12 protein-coding genes are annotated in these 13,391 nt (G+C 60.4%); 7 read left to right on the top strand and 5 right to left on the bottom strand.

The window, feature by feature from the left end:
• Window positions 1-3: 3 nt before the first annotated feature.
• Window positions 4-834, top strand: a complete 831-nt coding sequence (gene nudC, locus V6Z53_RS16345) for an NAD(+) diphosphatase (RefSeq protein ID WP_338580617.1) — start codon at window positions 4-6, stop codon at window positions 832-834.
• Here nudC and V6Z53_RS16350 read toward each other — a convergent pair.
• Both V6Z53_RS16350 and V6Z53_RS16355 read right to left on the bottom strand, forming a co-directional pair.
• Window positions 802-1,581 (bottom strand): TSUP family transporter, encoded by a 780-nt coding sequence (locus V6Z53_RS16350; protein ID WP_338580618.1) that lies wholly within the window; start codon window positions 1,579-1,581, stop codon window positions 802-804. The genes nudC and V6Z53_RS16350 overlap by 33 nt on opposite strands.
• A 118-nt stretch (window positions 1,582-1,699) precedes the next feature.
• A complete protein-coding gene (locus V6Z53_RS16355; RefSeq protein WP_338580619.1) occupies window positions 1,700-2,941 on the bottom strand; it encodes an acyl-CoA dehydrogenase family protein in 1,242 nt (413 codons plus the stop codon).
• A 350-nt stretch (window positions 2,942-3,291) separates the two neighbouring features.
• On the opposite strand from V6Z53_RS16355, the gene sfnG reads away from it, so the two are divergent.
• The gene (gene sfnG, locus V6Z53_RS16360; RefSeq protein ID WP_338580620.1) at window positions 3,292-4,380 is read left to right on the top strand and encodes a dimethylsulfone monooxygenase SfnG; all 1,089 of its coding nucleotides are present in this window, start codon (window positions 3,292-3,294) and stop codon (window positions 4,378-4,380) included.
• Between the two features lie 56 nt (window positions 4,381-4,436).
• Here the strand turns inward: sfnG and V6Z53_RS16365 are convergent, their stop codons facing one another.
• The 3 genes from V6Z53_RS16365 to V6Z53_RS16375 form a co-directional block, all read right to left on the bottom strand.
• A complete protein-coding gene (locus V6Z53_RS16365) occupies window positions 4,437-4,913 on the bottom strand; it encodes a nuclear transport factor 2 family protein (RefSeq protein ID WP_338580621.1) in 477 nt (158 codons plus the stop codon).
• A 57-nt stretch (window positions 4,914-4,970) separates the two neighbouring features.
• Window positions 4,971-5,534, bottom strand: a complete 564-nt coding sequence (locus V6Z53_RS16370; protein WP_338580622.1) for a TetR family transcriptional regulator — start codon at window positions 5,532-5,534, stop codon at window positions 4,971-4,973.
• Between the two features lie 140 nt (window positions 5,535-5,674).
• Window positions 5,675-7,411 (bottom strand): IlvD/Edd family dehydratase, encoded by a 1,737-nt coding sequence (locus V6Z53_RS16375; protein WP_217870003.1) that lies wholly within the window; start codon window positions 7,409-7,411, stop codon window positions 5,675-5,677.
• A 193-nt stretch (window positions 7,412-7,604) separates the two neighbouring features.
• On the opposite strand from V6Z53_RS16375, the gene V6Z53_RS16380 reads away from it, so the two are divergent.
• The 5 genes from V6Z53_RS16380 to V6Z53_RS16400 all read left to right on the top strand — a co-directional run bounded on the left by V6Z53_RS16380 (window position 7,605) and on the right by V6Z53_RS16400 (window position 13,330).
• Entirely contained in the window at window positions 7,605-8,939 is a 1,335-nt protein-coding gene (locus tag V6Z53_RS16380; RefSeq protein WP_338580624.1) for an MFS transporter, read from the top strand.
• A gap of 145 nt (window positions 8,940-9,084) precedes the next feature.
• Entirely contained in the window at window positions 9,085-10,077 is a 993-nt protein-coding gene (araD1, locus tag V6Z53_RS16385; protein ID WP_338580625.1) for an AraD1 family protein, read from the top strand.
• 10 nt (window positions 10,078-10,087) lie between these two features.
• Entirely contained in the window at window positions 10,088-11,668 is a 1,581-nt protein-coding gene (locus tag V6Z53_RS16390) for an aldehyde dehydrogenase (NADP(+)) (RefSeq protein WP_338580626.1), read from the top strand.
• 203 nt (window positions 11,669-11,871) lie between these two features.
• Entirely contained in the window at window positions 11,872-12,168 is a 297-nt protein-coding gene (locus tag V6Z53_RS16395; protein ID WP_338580627.1) for a DUF5629 family protein, read from the top strand.
• The gene (locus V6Z53_RS16400) at window positions 12,161-13,330 is read left to right on the top strand and encodes a lactonase family protein (protein WP_338580628.1); all 1,170 of its coding nucleotides are present in this window, start codon (window positions 12,161-12,163) and stop codon (window positions 13,328-13,330) included. Before V6Z53_RS16395 ends, V6Z53_RS16400 begins: the two co-directional genes overlap by 8 nt.
• Window positions 13,331-13,391 lie beyond the last annotated feature (61 nt).

Genomic DNA, 13,391 nt, shown 5'->3' on the forward strand with positions numbered 1-13,391 from the left:
AAAATGACTTCACGCTGGACCACTGCAGTACTGGACACTGACCAACCCGGCGGCTGGGCCGTGGCGCGTAGCCCGGAAGGCTTCTTGTTCGATGACAATGGCGCGCTGTTTCCCCGCGAATGGCTCAAGCGCCAGGACCTGTCGGTTCTCGCCGAACATGGCATCGGCCACCTCGACGGTGAGCCGGTGTACCTGCTGGAGTTGCGCAGTCACAGCGAAGTGCCGGGCTGCAACTGGAAAGGCCTGCGGGCGTTCATGCTCGAAGGCGATCACACGCTGTACAAGGTCCTTGGTTACGCCGCGCAAATCGGCACCTGGGCCCGTGAACACCGTTTTTGCGGTAACTGCGGTCAGGCCATGACTCAGGTGCCGCGCGAACGGGCGATGTATTGCCAGCCGTGCGATATGCGAAGCTATCCGCGGATTTCACCGAGCATGATCGTGCTGGTGACCCGTGGCGATGAAGTGCTGCTGGCGCGCTCGCCGCGCTTCGTCACCGGTGTCTACAGCACGTTGGCGGGGTTCGCCGAACCGGGTGAGTCGGCTGAGGATTGCCTGATTCGCGAGGTGCGCGAAGAAGTGCGAATCGAGGTCAAGAACATCCAGTACCTGGGCAGCCAGTGCTGGCCGTTCCCGCATTCGATGATGCTCGGCTTCCATGCCGAATACGCCGGTGGCGAGATTGTCTGTCAGGAAGACGAGATCGAAGACGCCCAGTGGTTCAACGTGCACGAGCTGCCGCCGTTGCCAGCGTCTCGCTCGATTGCCCGTTACCTGATCGACGTCTACGTGGCCCGGCGTTTAGGCCACGCTGAACCAGTGTTGCCAGGCTAGCCGCACGGTCAGCCCCAGCACGACGGTGATGAACACCGGACGAATGAATTTCGCGCCGCCGCTGATGGCGGTGCGAGCACCGAAGAAAGCCCCGACCATCACCGACAGGCCCATGCACAGGCCGATGATCCAGTCCACTTGCCCGGAAAACACGAACACCGACAGCGCTGCAATGTTGCTGACGAAGTTCATGCTGCGCGCCACACCGCTGGCCTTGACCAGATCGATGGGATAGAGCAACAGGCTGCTGACGGTCCAGAACGCGCCAGTGCCGGGCCCGGCCACACCATCGTAGAAACCCAGGCTGAAACCTTGGGTCGATTGCCACTTTTTCTTGATCGGTGCATCGCTGTCCAGCGGCGCTTTCGGCGTACCGCCAAACAGCAGGTAGAGACCGCAGCCAAACACGATCACTGGCAACATCTTGTTCAGCCATTCCGCCGGCAGGTAGTGCGCGACCACCGCACCGGTCAGTGCGCCGATCAGCGTGCCGACAATGGCGTTCATCCACTGCTTGGGATGGAACAGCTTGCGTCGGTAGAAGGTGAAACTGGCCGTGGCCGAGCCGAAAGTCGAACTGAGCTTGTTGGTGCCCAGCACCAGATGCGGCGGCAGGCCGGCGGTGAGCAGGGCCGGGGTGGTCAACAGACCGCCACCGCCGGCAATGGCATCGATGAAACCGGCAATGAAAGCGACAATGGCCAGGATGGCCAGGGTGGTGAGGTCAACGCTGAGTTCGAAAGGCATGGAATCGGCTTAATCGGCGGGTGCAGCAAAGGGCTGCGGGGAAGGGGCGCTATCTTACCCATATCCGACCTTTGCGGCGACCGATCCGACATGATCCCCAACGGGATCGGGTGAACTCTTAAATTTTGGACTGCGGTCCATTGCCGATCTGCCACACAAACGGAGGTTCCGTGCCGTTGACCACCCAATCCCCGACAATCCGCGCCTTGTAGATCACCGGGTTGTGCGAGGACACGGTGCGCGCATTGCGCCAATGCCGGTCCAGCGCCTTGCCCTGGCGAATGTCCGAAGCACCCAGCGCATTGAACAAGTGCGTGGTCGCGCGCTGGATCAGCTCCGTGACCACCACTTGCGCTTTCGCCGATTCGATTTCCGCTGAAACGTTGGCTGCGCGTTCCCATGCTTCGTCGCCCGAGAAGCGCGCCACATAGGCCTGCTGCGCCGGATGCGCCGCCCTCAAGGCACTGGCCTCGGCGGCATACACCCAGGCGGCAATGTCACCGACCACATGCTGAACTTGAGCGTCGTCGCTGACTCGCTGGGCATTGCCATGGCTGTAGATGCGTTGGCGTTCGCGTACGTGACGGGCGACATCGCGCAACGCTGCGCGGCCAATCCCGGCCAGAGTCGCAAGCAGCACCAATTGATAGAAGGCGGTCTGGTATTTGAAGCGGGTGGCGAAGTCGAGGACGTTCTCGGCTTCAACTTCCGCGTCGACAAAGCGAGACGTGCCGCTGCCTGTGGTGCGTTGGCCGAACCCATCCCAATCATCGCTCTGCACGATCCCGGGCTGATGGGTGCGCACCGCAGCAATCACGTCGCCGCCAGTGTCGCTGCGTTGGGCGTAGACATCGATCCAGTCGGAAAACAGGCTGCCGGTGCTGTAGAACTTCTCGCCGTTGAGCCGCCACCTATCGCCATCAGGTGAGACTTTGGTGACCACGTCGCCGATGGCCACGTTACCGATTTCGGTCCAGGCGCAGCCGACGATGTCACCGTCGACGAAGCGTTTGAACCAGACATCCCGTGCCGTACCCGCTGGCGAATTCAGGCGATCCTCGGCAAAGGCAAAGTGGCCGCGCAGCGCTTGGGGAACATTCGAGTCGGCCTCGGCCAGTTCGATCAGCAGTTCAAACAGCTGCGGCACCGAAGCGCCGCCACCGCCATATTCAACCGGCACCCGCACGGCGCCAAACCCGGCTTCTTTCAGCCATTGGATTGGCTCATGCGGCAGCGTGCGCGACTGTTCACGCTCCACGGCCCCGGCGGCGATGCGCTGGAAAATCGGCCGGAATCGCGTTGCCAGTGTTTCGTAGTCAGTACCCACGGACAGCGGATTGATTATCTGGTGTTCGGTCATGGAACAGTTCCTTGAGTTGGCAGTGGATGCCAGGGGTATTGCACGGTCCATGCCGAATGAATGCAGCCAGGCTTTGCGGGGGGATTCGGGTTTCGAGGCGGTCCGAACTGTTGCTGCATCAACAGCGCAACAGCAATTTGCCCCTGACACACCCGAATCATTGTGGGAGCGGGCTTGCTCGCGAAGGCGGTTGGACATTCAACATCCATGTTGCCTGACAGGTCGCATTCGCGAGCAAGCCCGCTCCCACAGGGTTTGTCGCATGGCTTAGGTTAGCGAGGTCGCAAGCCCTGTTTCCGCACTGGCACGCTTGCTGCTCTGGTCCAGAAACTCCCTAACGTCCCGAGGACATGCCAATGAGTCAGCAAGCCGTCAAATTTGCCTACTGGGTGCCGAACGTCAGCGGTGGGCTGGTGGTCAGCAAGATCGAGCAACGGACCGATTGGGGCATCGACTACAACCGCAAGCTGGCGCAACTGGCTGAAGCGGCCGGGTTTGAATATGCCCTGACGCAGATTCGTTTTACTGCGGGTTACGGCGCGGAGTTTCAGCACGAGTCGGTGGCTTTCAGTCATGCGCTGCTGGCGGCGACGACGAACCTGAAAGTCATTGCCGCGATCCTGCCGGGCCCGTGGCAACCAGCGCTGGCAGCCAAGCAACTGGCGACCATCGATCAACTCACCAACGGCCGCATCGCCGTGAACATCGTTAGTGGCTGGTTCAAGGGCGAGTTTCAGGCGATCGGCGAACATTGGCTGGAACACGACGAGCGCTATCGCCGTTCCGAGGAGTTCATCCGTTCGCTCAAAGGTATCTGGACCCAGGACAACTTCACCTTCCGCGGCGACTTCTACCGTTTCGACAATTACAGCCTCAAACCCAAACCGTTCGGTCAGCCGGAAATCTTCCAGGGTGGCAGTTCCCGTGCGGCGCGGGACATGGCGGCGCGGGTGTCGGATTGGTATTTCACCAACGGCAATACCCCGGAAGGCATCAAGGCTCAGGTCGATGACATTCGCACCAAGGCTGCAGCGAACGGTCATTCGGTGAAGGTCGGCGTGAATGCGTTTGTGATCGCCCGTGATACCGAAGAGGAAGCCCGTGCGGTGCTGGCGCAAATCATCGATCAGGCCGACCCGGAAGCGGTGAATGCCTTCGGCGATGCGGCAAAACAGGCGGGCAGGGCGTCACCGGAAGGTGAGGGTAACTGGGCGAAATCGACCTTCGAGGATCTGGTGCAATACAACGACGGCTTCAAGACCAACCTGATCGGCACGCCGCAGCAAATCGCCGAGCGCATCGTGGCACTCAAAGCGGTGGGTGTGGATTTGGTGCTGGCGGGGTTCCTGCACTTTCAGGAGGAAGTAGAGTATTTCGGCAAGCGGGTGTTGCCGTTGGTGCGCGAGTTAGAAGCTGAAGCGCAGCTCAAAGTCGCCTGACCAAACCGGTACCCTGTAGGAGCAGCCTGCGGCAGCTCCTACAGGGGGATTAGTGGTTACAGGCCAAGATCCGACAAACCCGGATGATCATCCGGACGACGACCCAGCGGCCAGTGAAACTTGCGCTCGCTTTCCTTGATCGGCATGTCGTTGATGCAGGCAAACCGATTGGCCATCAAACCGTTCTCGTCGAACTCCCAGTTCTCGTTGCCGTAGGAGCGGAACCAGTTGCCCGAATCGTCGTGCCATTCATAGGCGTATCGCACGGCTATGCGGTTGCCGGTAAATGCCCAGATCTCCTTGATCAGGCGATAGTCCAGTTCCTTGGCCCACTTGCGCGTCAGGAAGCCCTTGGCTTCTTCGCGGTTGTAGGCGAACTCGGCGCGGTTACGCCACTTGGTGTCCAGGGTGTAGGCCAGCGACACACGTTCCGGGTCGCGGGAGTTCCAGCCATCTTCGGCCAGGCGAATTTTTTCGATGGCCGATTCACGGGTGAACGGCGGCAATGGCGGACGAACTTCGGCATTGGACATTTCAGATCTCCGAATCAATTTAAAGTTGTAGACACGTTGTCGAGCTTGATTAAGTTGCTACAGGTCCAATAACTTCCGCGCCATGCATTGCGCATTATCGGCGGCACTGTGATCACCCATTACAAGCGCCACGGTAATGGCACCATCGATCAGGATCAGCAGCTGTTTGGCCAGCAACTGCGGATCCTCGGCACCATGTTCGGTACACAGCTCGCACACGTAGTCGAGCAGCTTCTGTTTGTGGTCCTTGGCGACCAGGCGAACGGGGTCTTGCGGGTCACCGGTTTCGCCGCTGGTGTTGATGAACGCGCAGCCGCGAAAGCCTTCGGAGGCGAACCAGGACTTGAGCACGGTAAACAGGTTGAGCAGGCGATCGGCCGGGGTTTCGGCCTGTCCGACTTCGCTTCTGTACCAGAGCATCCAGCGTTGGTCGCGGCGTTGCAGGGCGGCGACGGTCAGCTCCTCCTTGTTGGCGAAGTAGCGGTAGATGCTTTTTCGGGAGACGCCGGCGGTCTTCACCAGAAGATCCATGCCCGTGGCGGCGATGCCACTTTTGTAGATCAACTTTTCGGTGACATCCAGAATTATGTCGCGTGTGTCGTAGCTAGTGATTTCGTTCATGCTGCAAACAGTAGAACGATCGTTCTTCTTGGTCAAGCGGTAATTTATATCGCCTGTGCTGCCCCATCGCCGGCAGCTGGCTCCCATATGTGAAATGCATTCCAATGTGGGAGCTGGCTGCTCCCACAGAGGTTCGTATGTCAGTGAGAGTGGCGCGGCACTTCAGCGCCGCGGCAGCCGACCAGGAAGTCGAAGTCGCAGCCTTGGTCCGCTTGCAGCACATGGTCGATGTACAGCTGACGATAACCGCCCACCAGCAATTGCTGCGGTGGTTGCAGGTCAGCCATGCGTGCCGCCAGTTCAGCGTCCGGAATGTCCAGGTGCAAACGGCCAGTGGCGCAATCGAGTTCGATCCAGTCGCCTTCCTTCACTGTCGCCAATGGCCCGCCAGCCGCCGCTTCCGGAGCCACGTGCAGCACAACGGTGCCGTACGCGGTGCCGCTCATGCGCGCATCGGAAATGCGCACCATGTCGGTCACGCCCTGGGCCAGCAGTTTGGCCGGCAGGCCCATGTTGCCGACTTCGGCCATGCCCGGATAACCCTTTGGCCCGCAGTTTTTCATCACCAGGATCGAGTTTGCATCCACATCCAGTTCCGGATCGTTGATCCGCGCCTTGTACATGTCGAAGTTCTCGAACACCACCGCACGGCCGCGATGCTGCATCAGTTCAGGCGTGGCGGCGGACGGCTTGAGCACGGCACCGAGTGGCGCCAGGTTACCGCGCAACACGCAGATCCCGCCGTCAGCACGAATCGGATTGTCGAGGGTGCGGATCACTTCGTCTTCGCCATAGATCGGCGCGTCTTTGGTGTTCTCGCCGATGGACTTGCCATTGACGGTCAAGGCGTTCGGGTTCGGAATCAGATTGGCTTCGCCGAGGCGACGCAACACCGCTGGCAAACCACCGGCGTAGTAAAACTCTTCCATCAGGAAACGCCCGGAAGGTTGAAGGTCGACGATGGTCGGCATGCCACGACCGATGCGGGTCCAGTCGTCCAGATCCAGCTCCACGCCGATGCGCCCGGCGATGGCTTTCAAGTGGATCACGGCGTTGGTCGAACCGCCGATGGCAGCGTTGACGCGAATGGCGTTTTCGAAGGCTTCCTTGGTCAGGATCTTCGACAGCTTCAGGTCTTCGCGGACCATCTCCACGGCACGCATGCCAGACATGTGCGCCAACACATAACGCCGTGCATCGACCGCTGGAATCGCCGCGTTGTGGGGCAGGGAAGTGCCGAGTGCTTCAGCCATGCAGGCCATGGTCGACGCCGTGCCCATGGTGTTGCAGGTGCCCGCCGAACGCGACATGCCGCCTTCGGCTGCGAGGAAATCATCGATGGTGATGGTGCCGGCCTTGACCTGCTCGCTGAGCTGCCAGACCACGGTGCCGGAGCCGATGTCCTTGCCTTTGTGCTTGCCGTTGAGCATCGGCCCGCCGGTGACGACGATGGCCGGCACGTCGCAACTGGCCGCACCCATCAACAAGGCCGGGGTGGTTTTGTCGCAGCCGGTCAGCAGCACAACACCGTCAATCGGGTTGCCGCGAATGGCTTCTTCCACGTCCATGCTTGCCAGGTTACGGGTGAGCATGGCGGTCGGGCGCAGGTTCGATTCGCCGTTGGAGAACACCGGGAATTCCACCGGAAAACCACCGGCCTCGATCACGCCGCGTTTGACGTGTTCCGCGATCTGGCGGAAATGCGCGTTGCACGGGGTCAGTTCCGACCAAGTGTTGCAAATGCCGATGATCGGCTTGCCGTGGAACTGGTGGTCGGCGATGCCCTGATTCTTCATCCAGCTGCGATACATGAAGCCGTTCTTGTCGGCGGTGCCAAACCATTGGGCGGAGCGCAGGGTGGGTTTTTTATCAGACATGATCGATTCTCTTATTGTATGACTATATTGTTCGAGCTGAGGCGTAACATAAGCTCAAATTCGGCGGTTTGGAAGTGTTGTTGGATAATTAGTATTACTATATAGTCGTTTTCAGCGGAGAGATGGCCCTAACGGTTTACCGTGAGAGGCGTCTCCCGAGGTTCTATAAAAACAACAATCGGAGACCGATCTCATGAGCCAGGAACTGCGGCTTATTCGTCGCATCACGTTGAAACTGATTCCCTTCCTGATCCTGCTGTACCTGATCGCCTACGTGGATCGCTCCGCAGTGGGCTTCGCCAAATTGCACATGGGCGCCGACATCGGCCTCGGCGATGCGGCGTACGGTCTCGGCGCCGGGTTGTTCTTCATTGGCTACTTCCTGCTGGAAATCCCCAGCAACCTGATGCTCGACCGCTTCGGTGCGCGACGCTGGTTCGCGCGGATCATGGTCACCTGGGGCGCCATCACCATCGGCATGGCCTTCGTCCAGGGTCCGAACAGCTTCTATCTGATGCGCTTTCTGCTCGGCGCGGCGGAAGCCGGGTTCTTCCCGGGCGTTCTGTACTACATCACCCAATGGTTCCCGGTTCGCCATCGCGGCAAGATCCTCGGCCTATTCATCCTGTCTCAACCGATCGCCATGATGATCACCGGCCCGGTGTCCGGTGGCTTGTTGGGCATGGACGGCGTGCTCGGGCTGCACGGTTGGCAGTGGCTGTTCATCGTCATCGGCACCCCGGCGATCCTGCTGACCTGGCCGACGTTGCGTTACCTGCCGGACGGACCGCAACAAGTGAAATGGATGGATCAGACGGAGAAGGACTGGCTTGCCGGCGAGCTGAAAAAAGACCTGGAACAGTACGGCCAGACCCGTCACGGCAACCCGCTGCACGCCCTCAAGGACAAGCGCGTTTTGCTGCTGGCGTTGTTCTACCTGCCGGTGACCCTGAGCATCTATGGCCTGGGCCTGTGGTTGCCGACGCTGATCAAGCAGTTCGGCGGCAGCGACCTGGTAACCGGGTTCGTGTCATCGGTGCCGTACATCTTCGGGATCATCGGCCTGCTGATCATCCCGCGTAGTTCCGACCGTTTGAATGATCGCTACGGCCATCTGGCGGTGCTTTATGTACTGGGCGCCATCGGCCTGTTCCTCAGCGCCTGGCTGACCGTGCCGGTGTTGCAACTGGCGGCGTTGTGCCTGGTGGCGTTCTCGCTGTTCTCCTGCACGGCGGTGTTCTGGACCTTGCCCGGTCGCTTCTTTGCCGGTGCCAGTGCGGCGGCGGGGATTGCCCTGATCAACTCGGTCGGCAACCTCGGCGGCTACATCGGCCCGTTCGTGATCGGCGCGCTCAAGGAATACACCGGCAATCTGGCTTCGGGGCTGTATTTCCTGTCTTGCGTGATGTTGTTCGGGCTGATTTTGACTGGCGTGGTTTACCGGCTGCTGGAGCGCAAGCATGTGTTGCCGGCGGATGAATTTGCGGCGAGTGCGCGTGGGGCGACTCGTACTCAGGCTGAGGGTTAACCCCAATCAACTGTGGGAGCGAGCCTGCTCGCGATTGCAATCGGACATTCAACATTGATGTTGGCTGACACGCCGCTATCGCGAGCAGGCTCGCTCCCACAGGGGACCTGCGGTGATTTCAAATTTTGCTTAAAGGAGAAAATCCATGCGTTTGGTTCAATTCGAATTGAGTAACGGCGAACGCCGCGTTGGCGTCGTCGAAGAGGGTCTGGTGCGTGAAGTGCAGGACGCACGCACCGTGCGCGATCTGGCCCTGGCGGCAATCGAAGCGGGCGTCGGTCTTGACCAGCAAGTCAAAGCCCTGGGCCTGGGCATCAGCCACGACTACGCTGATCTGCTGGCGCAATTGCGCATCCTGCCACCGCTGGATCATCCGGACCCGGCGCACATGCTGGTCAGCGGCACCGGTTTGACCCACTTGGGCAGCGCCTCGGCCCGGGACAAAATGCATCAGCAGGCCGGCGACGAAGCGGCCATGACCGACACCATGCGCATCTTCAAATGGGGCGTGGAGGGCGGCAAACCGGCAGCGGGTCAGGCGGGTGTGCAACCGGAGTGGTTCTACAAGGGCGACGGCAGCATCGTCGTGCGTCCCGGCCAGCCGTTCCCGTTGCCGCCGTTTGCTGAGGACGCAGGGGAGGAGCCAGAGCTCAGCGGACTGTACGTGATTGGCCATGACGGCAAACCGTATCGCCTCGGTTTTGCCGTGGGCAACGAGTTTTCCGACCACGTCATGGAGCGCAAGAACTACCTGTATCTGGCCCACTCGAAACTGCGCAGTTGCAGCTACGGTCCGGAACTGCGCGTTGGTGAATTGCCGCAGCACCTGGCCGGCACCAGCCGCATTCTTCGCGACGGTGAAGTGCTGTGGCAGAACGAATTCCTCAGCGGCGAGGCCAACATGTGCCACAGCCTGGCGAATCTGGAATTCCACCACTTCAAATACAGCCAGTTCCTGCGTCCGGGGGATGTGCACATTCACTTCTTCGGCACCGCGACCCTGTCGTTTGCCGATGGTATCCGCACGCAACCAGGCGATGTATTCGAGATCAGTCAGGCCGAATTCGGCGCGCCGTTGATCAATGGCATCAAGCCTGTGGAAGCCGCGTTCGAGCCTGGCACCGTCGGTACACTTTGAGGAGAAATGCATGACCCTGATTCTTGGCCACAACTACATCGGCGGCCAGCGCAGTGCGTTGGGCAGCGTCAAGCTCCAAAGCGTTGATGCTGAAACCGGCGAGGCATTGCCCCATGATTTCATCCAGGCCACCCCGGAGGAGGTGGACGCCGCCGCCAAGGCTGCCGCTGCAGCATTTCCGGCTTATCGCAGCCTGAGCGCTGAACGTCGGGCGCAGTTTCTCGACGCGATTGCCGCTGAGCTGGATGCGTTGGGTGATGATTTCGTTTCGTTGGTCTGCCGCGAAACCGCGCTGCCAGCGGCGCGGATCATTGGTGAGCGCGGGCGCACCAGTGGCCAGATGCGTTTGTTCGCCAACGTACTGCGTCGCGGCGATTTCTACGGTGCGCGCATCGATCAGGCATTGCCCGACCGCCAGCCGTTGCCGCGTCCTGATCTGCGCCAATACCGCATCGGTCTCGGGCCGGTAGCCGTGTTCGGTGCCAGCAATTTTCCCCTGGCATTTTCTACCGCGGGTGGCGACACCGCTGCGGCCCTGGCCGCCGGTTGCCCGGTGGTGTTCAAGGCCCACAGCGGCCACATGGCGACCGCCGAACAAGTGGCCGATGCGATCATCCGCGCTGCGGAAAAAACCGCGATGCCGGCCGGTGTGTTCAACATGATCTACGGCGGCGGTGTCGGCGAAGCGCTGGTCAAGCACCCGGCGATTCAAGCGGTCGGGTTCACCGGTTCGCTCAAAGGTGGCAGGGCGCTGTGCGACATGGCTGCCGCACGTCCGCAACCGATTCCGGTGTTCGCCGAGATGTCGAGCATCAACCCGGTGATCGTGCTGCCGCAGGCGCTGCAAGACCGCACGGAAACCATTGCCCGTGGCCTGTCGGCTTCGGTGGTTCAAGGCTGCGGTCAGTTCTGCACCAACCCCGGTTTGGTGATTGGCATCCGTTCGCCGCAGTTCAGCGCGTTCCTCACGCTGCTGGCCGACATGATGGCTGATCAACCGGCGCAAACCATGCTCAATACCGGGACTTTGAGCAGCTACGGCAAAGGTCTGCAAAAGCTCATCGATCATCCGGGCATCGAGCATCTGGCGGGCAATGCGCAGCAAGGTCGTCAGGCGCAGCCGCAATTGTTCAAGGCTGATGTCAGCCTGTTGATCAATGGCGATGAAGTGCTGCAAGAGGAAGTGTTCGGGCCGACCACCGTCGTCGTTGAAGTGGCGGATCAGGCGCAACTGAGCGCTGCGTTGAACGGTCTGCACGGTCAATTGACGGCGACGATCATCGGCGAGCAGGCGGACTTCCAACAGTTCAGCGAACTGACGGCGTTGCTGGAACAGAAGGTCGGGCGAATCCTGCTCAATGGTTATCCGACCGGTGTCGAAGTGTGTGATTCGATGGTGCATGGCGGGCCGTATCCGGCGACGTCGGATGCGCGCGGCACGTCGGTGGGCACCTTGGCCATCGACCGCTTCCTGCGCCCGGTGTGCTTCCAGAACTACCCGGACAGCCTGCTGCCGGAAGCGTTGAAGAACGGTAATCCGTTGCGCATTCAGCGGCTGGTGGATGGCAAGCCGACGCGCGAGGCCCTCTAGCAGTTGCACACAACCCCCTGTGGGAGCGGGCTTGCTCGCGAATGCGGTTTTTCAGTCAGCACATGCGTCGACTGATCCACCGCCTTCGCGAGCAAGCCCGCTCCCACATTTTGTTCCGCATCCTTCTTGAGTGTTGTGAGCGGCAATGATGCGCTGTCACATTGAGCTATCATTGCGTCTTTCCCATTCAAAGATTGACTGCCATGACTGCCCCAACCGACACCTTGCTCAACGCCCTCGAACACTGCGGAATGGTGGAAATCGACGGGCTGCATGCCTTCGAATTCGCCCTCGATGAGTTCGATAACCTGCACATTGAATGCATGGATGGCCGTGCGGCAAAACACTGGGAATTCACCCCGGCGCAGATCCAGGCCGCTACCTTCGACACAACTCTACAAAGCTGGTTGATCACCGGTGATTCAGGCGAACACCGACTGGTGTGCCTGGCCGACGTGATCAGCGGCGACAACGAAGATGATGACCAGGACGATGCGTAATCTCTGGCCGCTGCTAATGGCCAGCAGCATCGGTGCAATGGGCGTCCAAAGCGCTTATGCCGAAGACTTTCAATTGCTCGTTGGCTCTTACACCGCCGGGCAAAGCCAAGGCATCTATCGGCTGAACTTCGACAGCGCCGCCGGGCAGATCAACGCCAAGCCCCTGCAAGTGATCAAAAGCGAAAACCCGTCCTGGCTGACCCTTTCCAAAGATCAGCGACAGCTGTTCGTGGTCAACGAAAACGGCCCGGGCCAGACCGATCCGGTAGGGCGCGTCAGCAGCTACGCCATCGACCCCAAGACCCATGAACTGACCCTGATCAATCAAGTGCAGAGCCTGGGCAACGAGCCGACGCATTCAAGCCTCAGCCTCGACGCCAGCTATTTGTTCGTCAGCAATTACTCGGTGGCCGAAGATCCGGGAGGCACCCTGGCGGTGCTGCCGATCGGCGCCGATGGCGCGCTCAAACCGGTGGTGCAGATGAGCAGCCATCCGGCCAGCCGGGTCAATCCCGAGCGGCAGATGTCGGCGCATGTGCATTCGACGGTCCCTTCGCCGGATGGCAAGTTCGTATTCTCCAACGACCTGGGGGCGGACAAGGTGTTTGTCTACCGTTTCGACCCCAAGGCCAACCCCGATCTGCCGCTGACTCCCGCCACATCGGCATTTGTCCAGTTGCCACCCGGCAGCGGTCCGCGCCATCTGCTGTTCAGCGCCGATGGCAAGCACGCCTGGCTGACCATGGAAATGAGCGCCCAGGTGGCCGTTTTCGATTACCGCGACGGCAAGCTTGAGCAAACGCAAATGGTCGAATTGGCTGCCGGCCAGCCCGTGTCCGACAAAGCGGCTGCCGCGTTGCACACGTCAGCTGACGGCAAATTCCTGTACGTGAGCAACCGTGGCACCGCCAATCAGCTGCTGGTATTCGCCATCGATCCGGCGACGGGTCATCTCAAGGAGCTGCAACGCAGAGCGGTGGAGGGCGATCATCCGCGTGAGTTCAGCCTCGATCCGAGTGGCAAGTTCGTGTTGATCGCCAACCAGAAAAGCAACCAGATTGTCGTCGTCGAGCGCGATGCCAAGGCGGGTCTGCTGGGCAAAACCGTGCAAAAACTGACGATGGATGCGCCGAGCGACTTGAAGTTTCTGCTGCGACAATAGACCGCAGGCCCCGGTTTGCGGGGCCTGCGCCTTTCTATCAATGAGGCTGATATTTGGTAAT

This window comes from Pseudomonas sp. MAG733B, from assembly GCF_036884845.1.
Lineage (GTDB): Bacteria > Pseudomonadota > Gammaproteobacteria > Pseudomonadales > Pseudomonadaceae > Aquipseudomonas.

Coding starts and splice junctions, on each gene's coding strand:
- V6Z53_RS16370 (WP_338580622.1), bottom strand. CDS start 5,534: ATGAACGAAATCACTAGCTACGACACACGCGACATAATTCTGGATGTC.
- V6Z53_RS16355 (WP_338580619.1), bottom strand. CDS start 2,941: ATGACCGAACACCAGATAATCAATCCGCTGTCCGTGGGTACTGACTAC.
- nudC (WP_338580617.1), top strand. CDS start 4: ATGACTTCACGCTGGACCACTGCAGTACTGGACACTGACCAACCCGGC.
- araD1 (WP_338580625.1), top strand. CDS start 9,085: ATGCGTTTGGTTCAATTCGAATTGAGTAACGGCGAACGCCGCGTTGGC.
- V6Z53_RS16350 (WP_338580618.1), bottom strand. CDS start 1,581: ATGCCTTTCGAACTCAGCGTTGACCTCACCACCCTGGCCATCCTGGCC.
- V6Z53_RS16395 (WP_338580627.1), top strand. CDS start 11,872: ATGACTGCCCCAACCGACACCTTGCTCAACGCCCTCGAACACTGCGGA.
- sfnG (WP_338580620.1), top strand. CDS start 3,292: ATGCCAATGAGTCAGCAAGCCGTCAAATTTGCCTACTGGGTGCCGAAC.
- V6Z53_RS16380 (WP_338580624.1), top strand. CDS start 7,605: ATGAGCCAGGAACTGCGGCTTATTCGTCGCATCACGTTGAAACTGATT.
- V6Z53_RS16375 (WP_217870003.1), bottom strand. CDS start 7,411: ATGTCTGATAAAAAACCCACCCTGCGCTCCGCCCAATGGTTTGGCACC.
- V6Z53_RS16390 (WP_338580626.1), top strand. CDS start 10,088: ATGACCCTGATTCTTGGCCACAACTACATCGGCGGCCAGCGCAGTGCG.
- V6Z53_RS16365 (WP_338580621.1), bottom strand. CDS start 4,913: ATGTCCAATGCCGAAGTTCGTCCGCCATTGCCGCCGTTCACCCGTGAA.
- V6Z53_RS16400 (WP_338580628.1), top strand. CDS start 12,161: ATGCGTAATCTCTGGCCGCTGCTAATGGCCAGCAGCATCGGTGCAATG.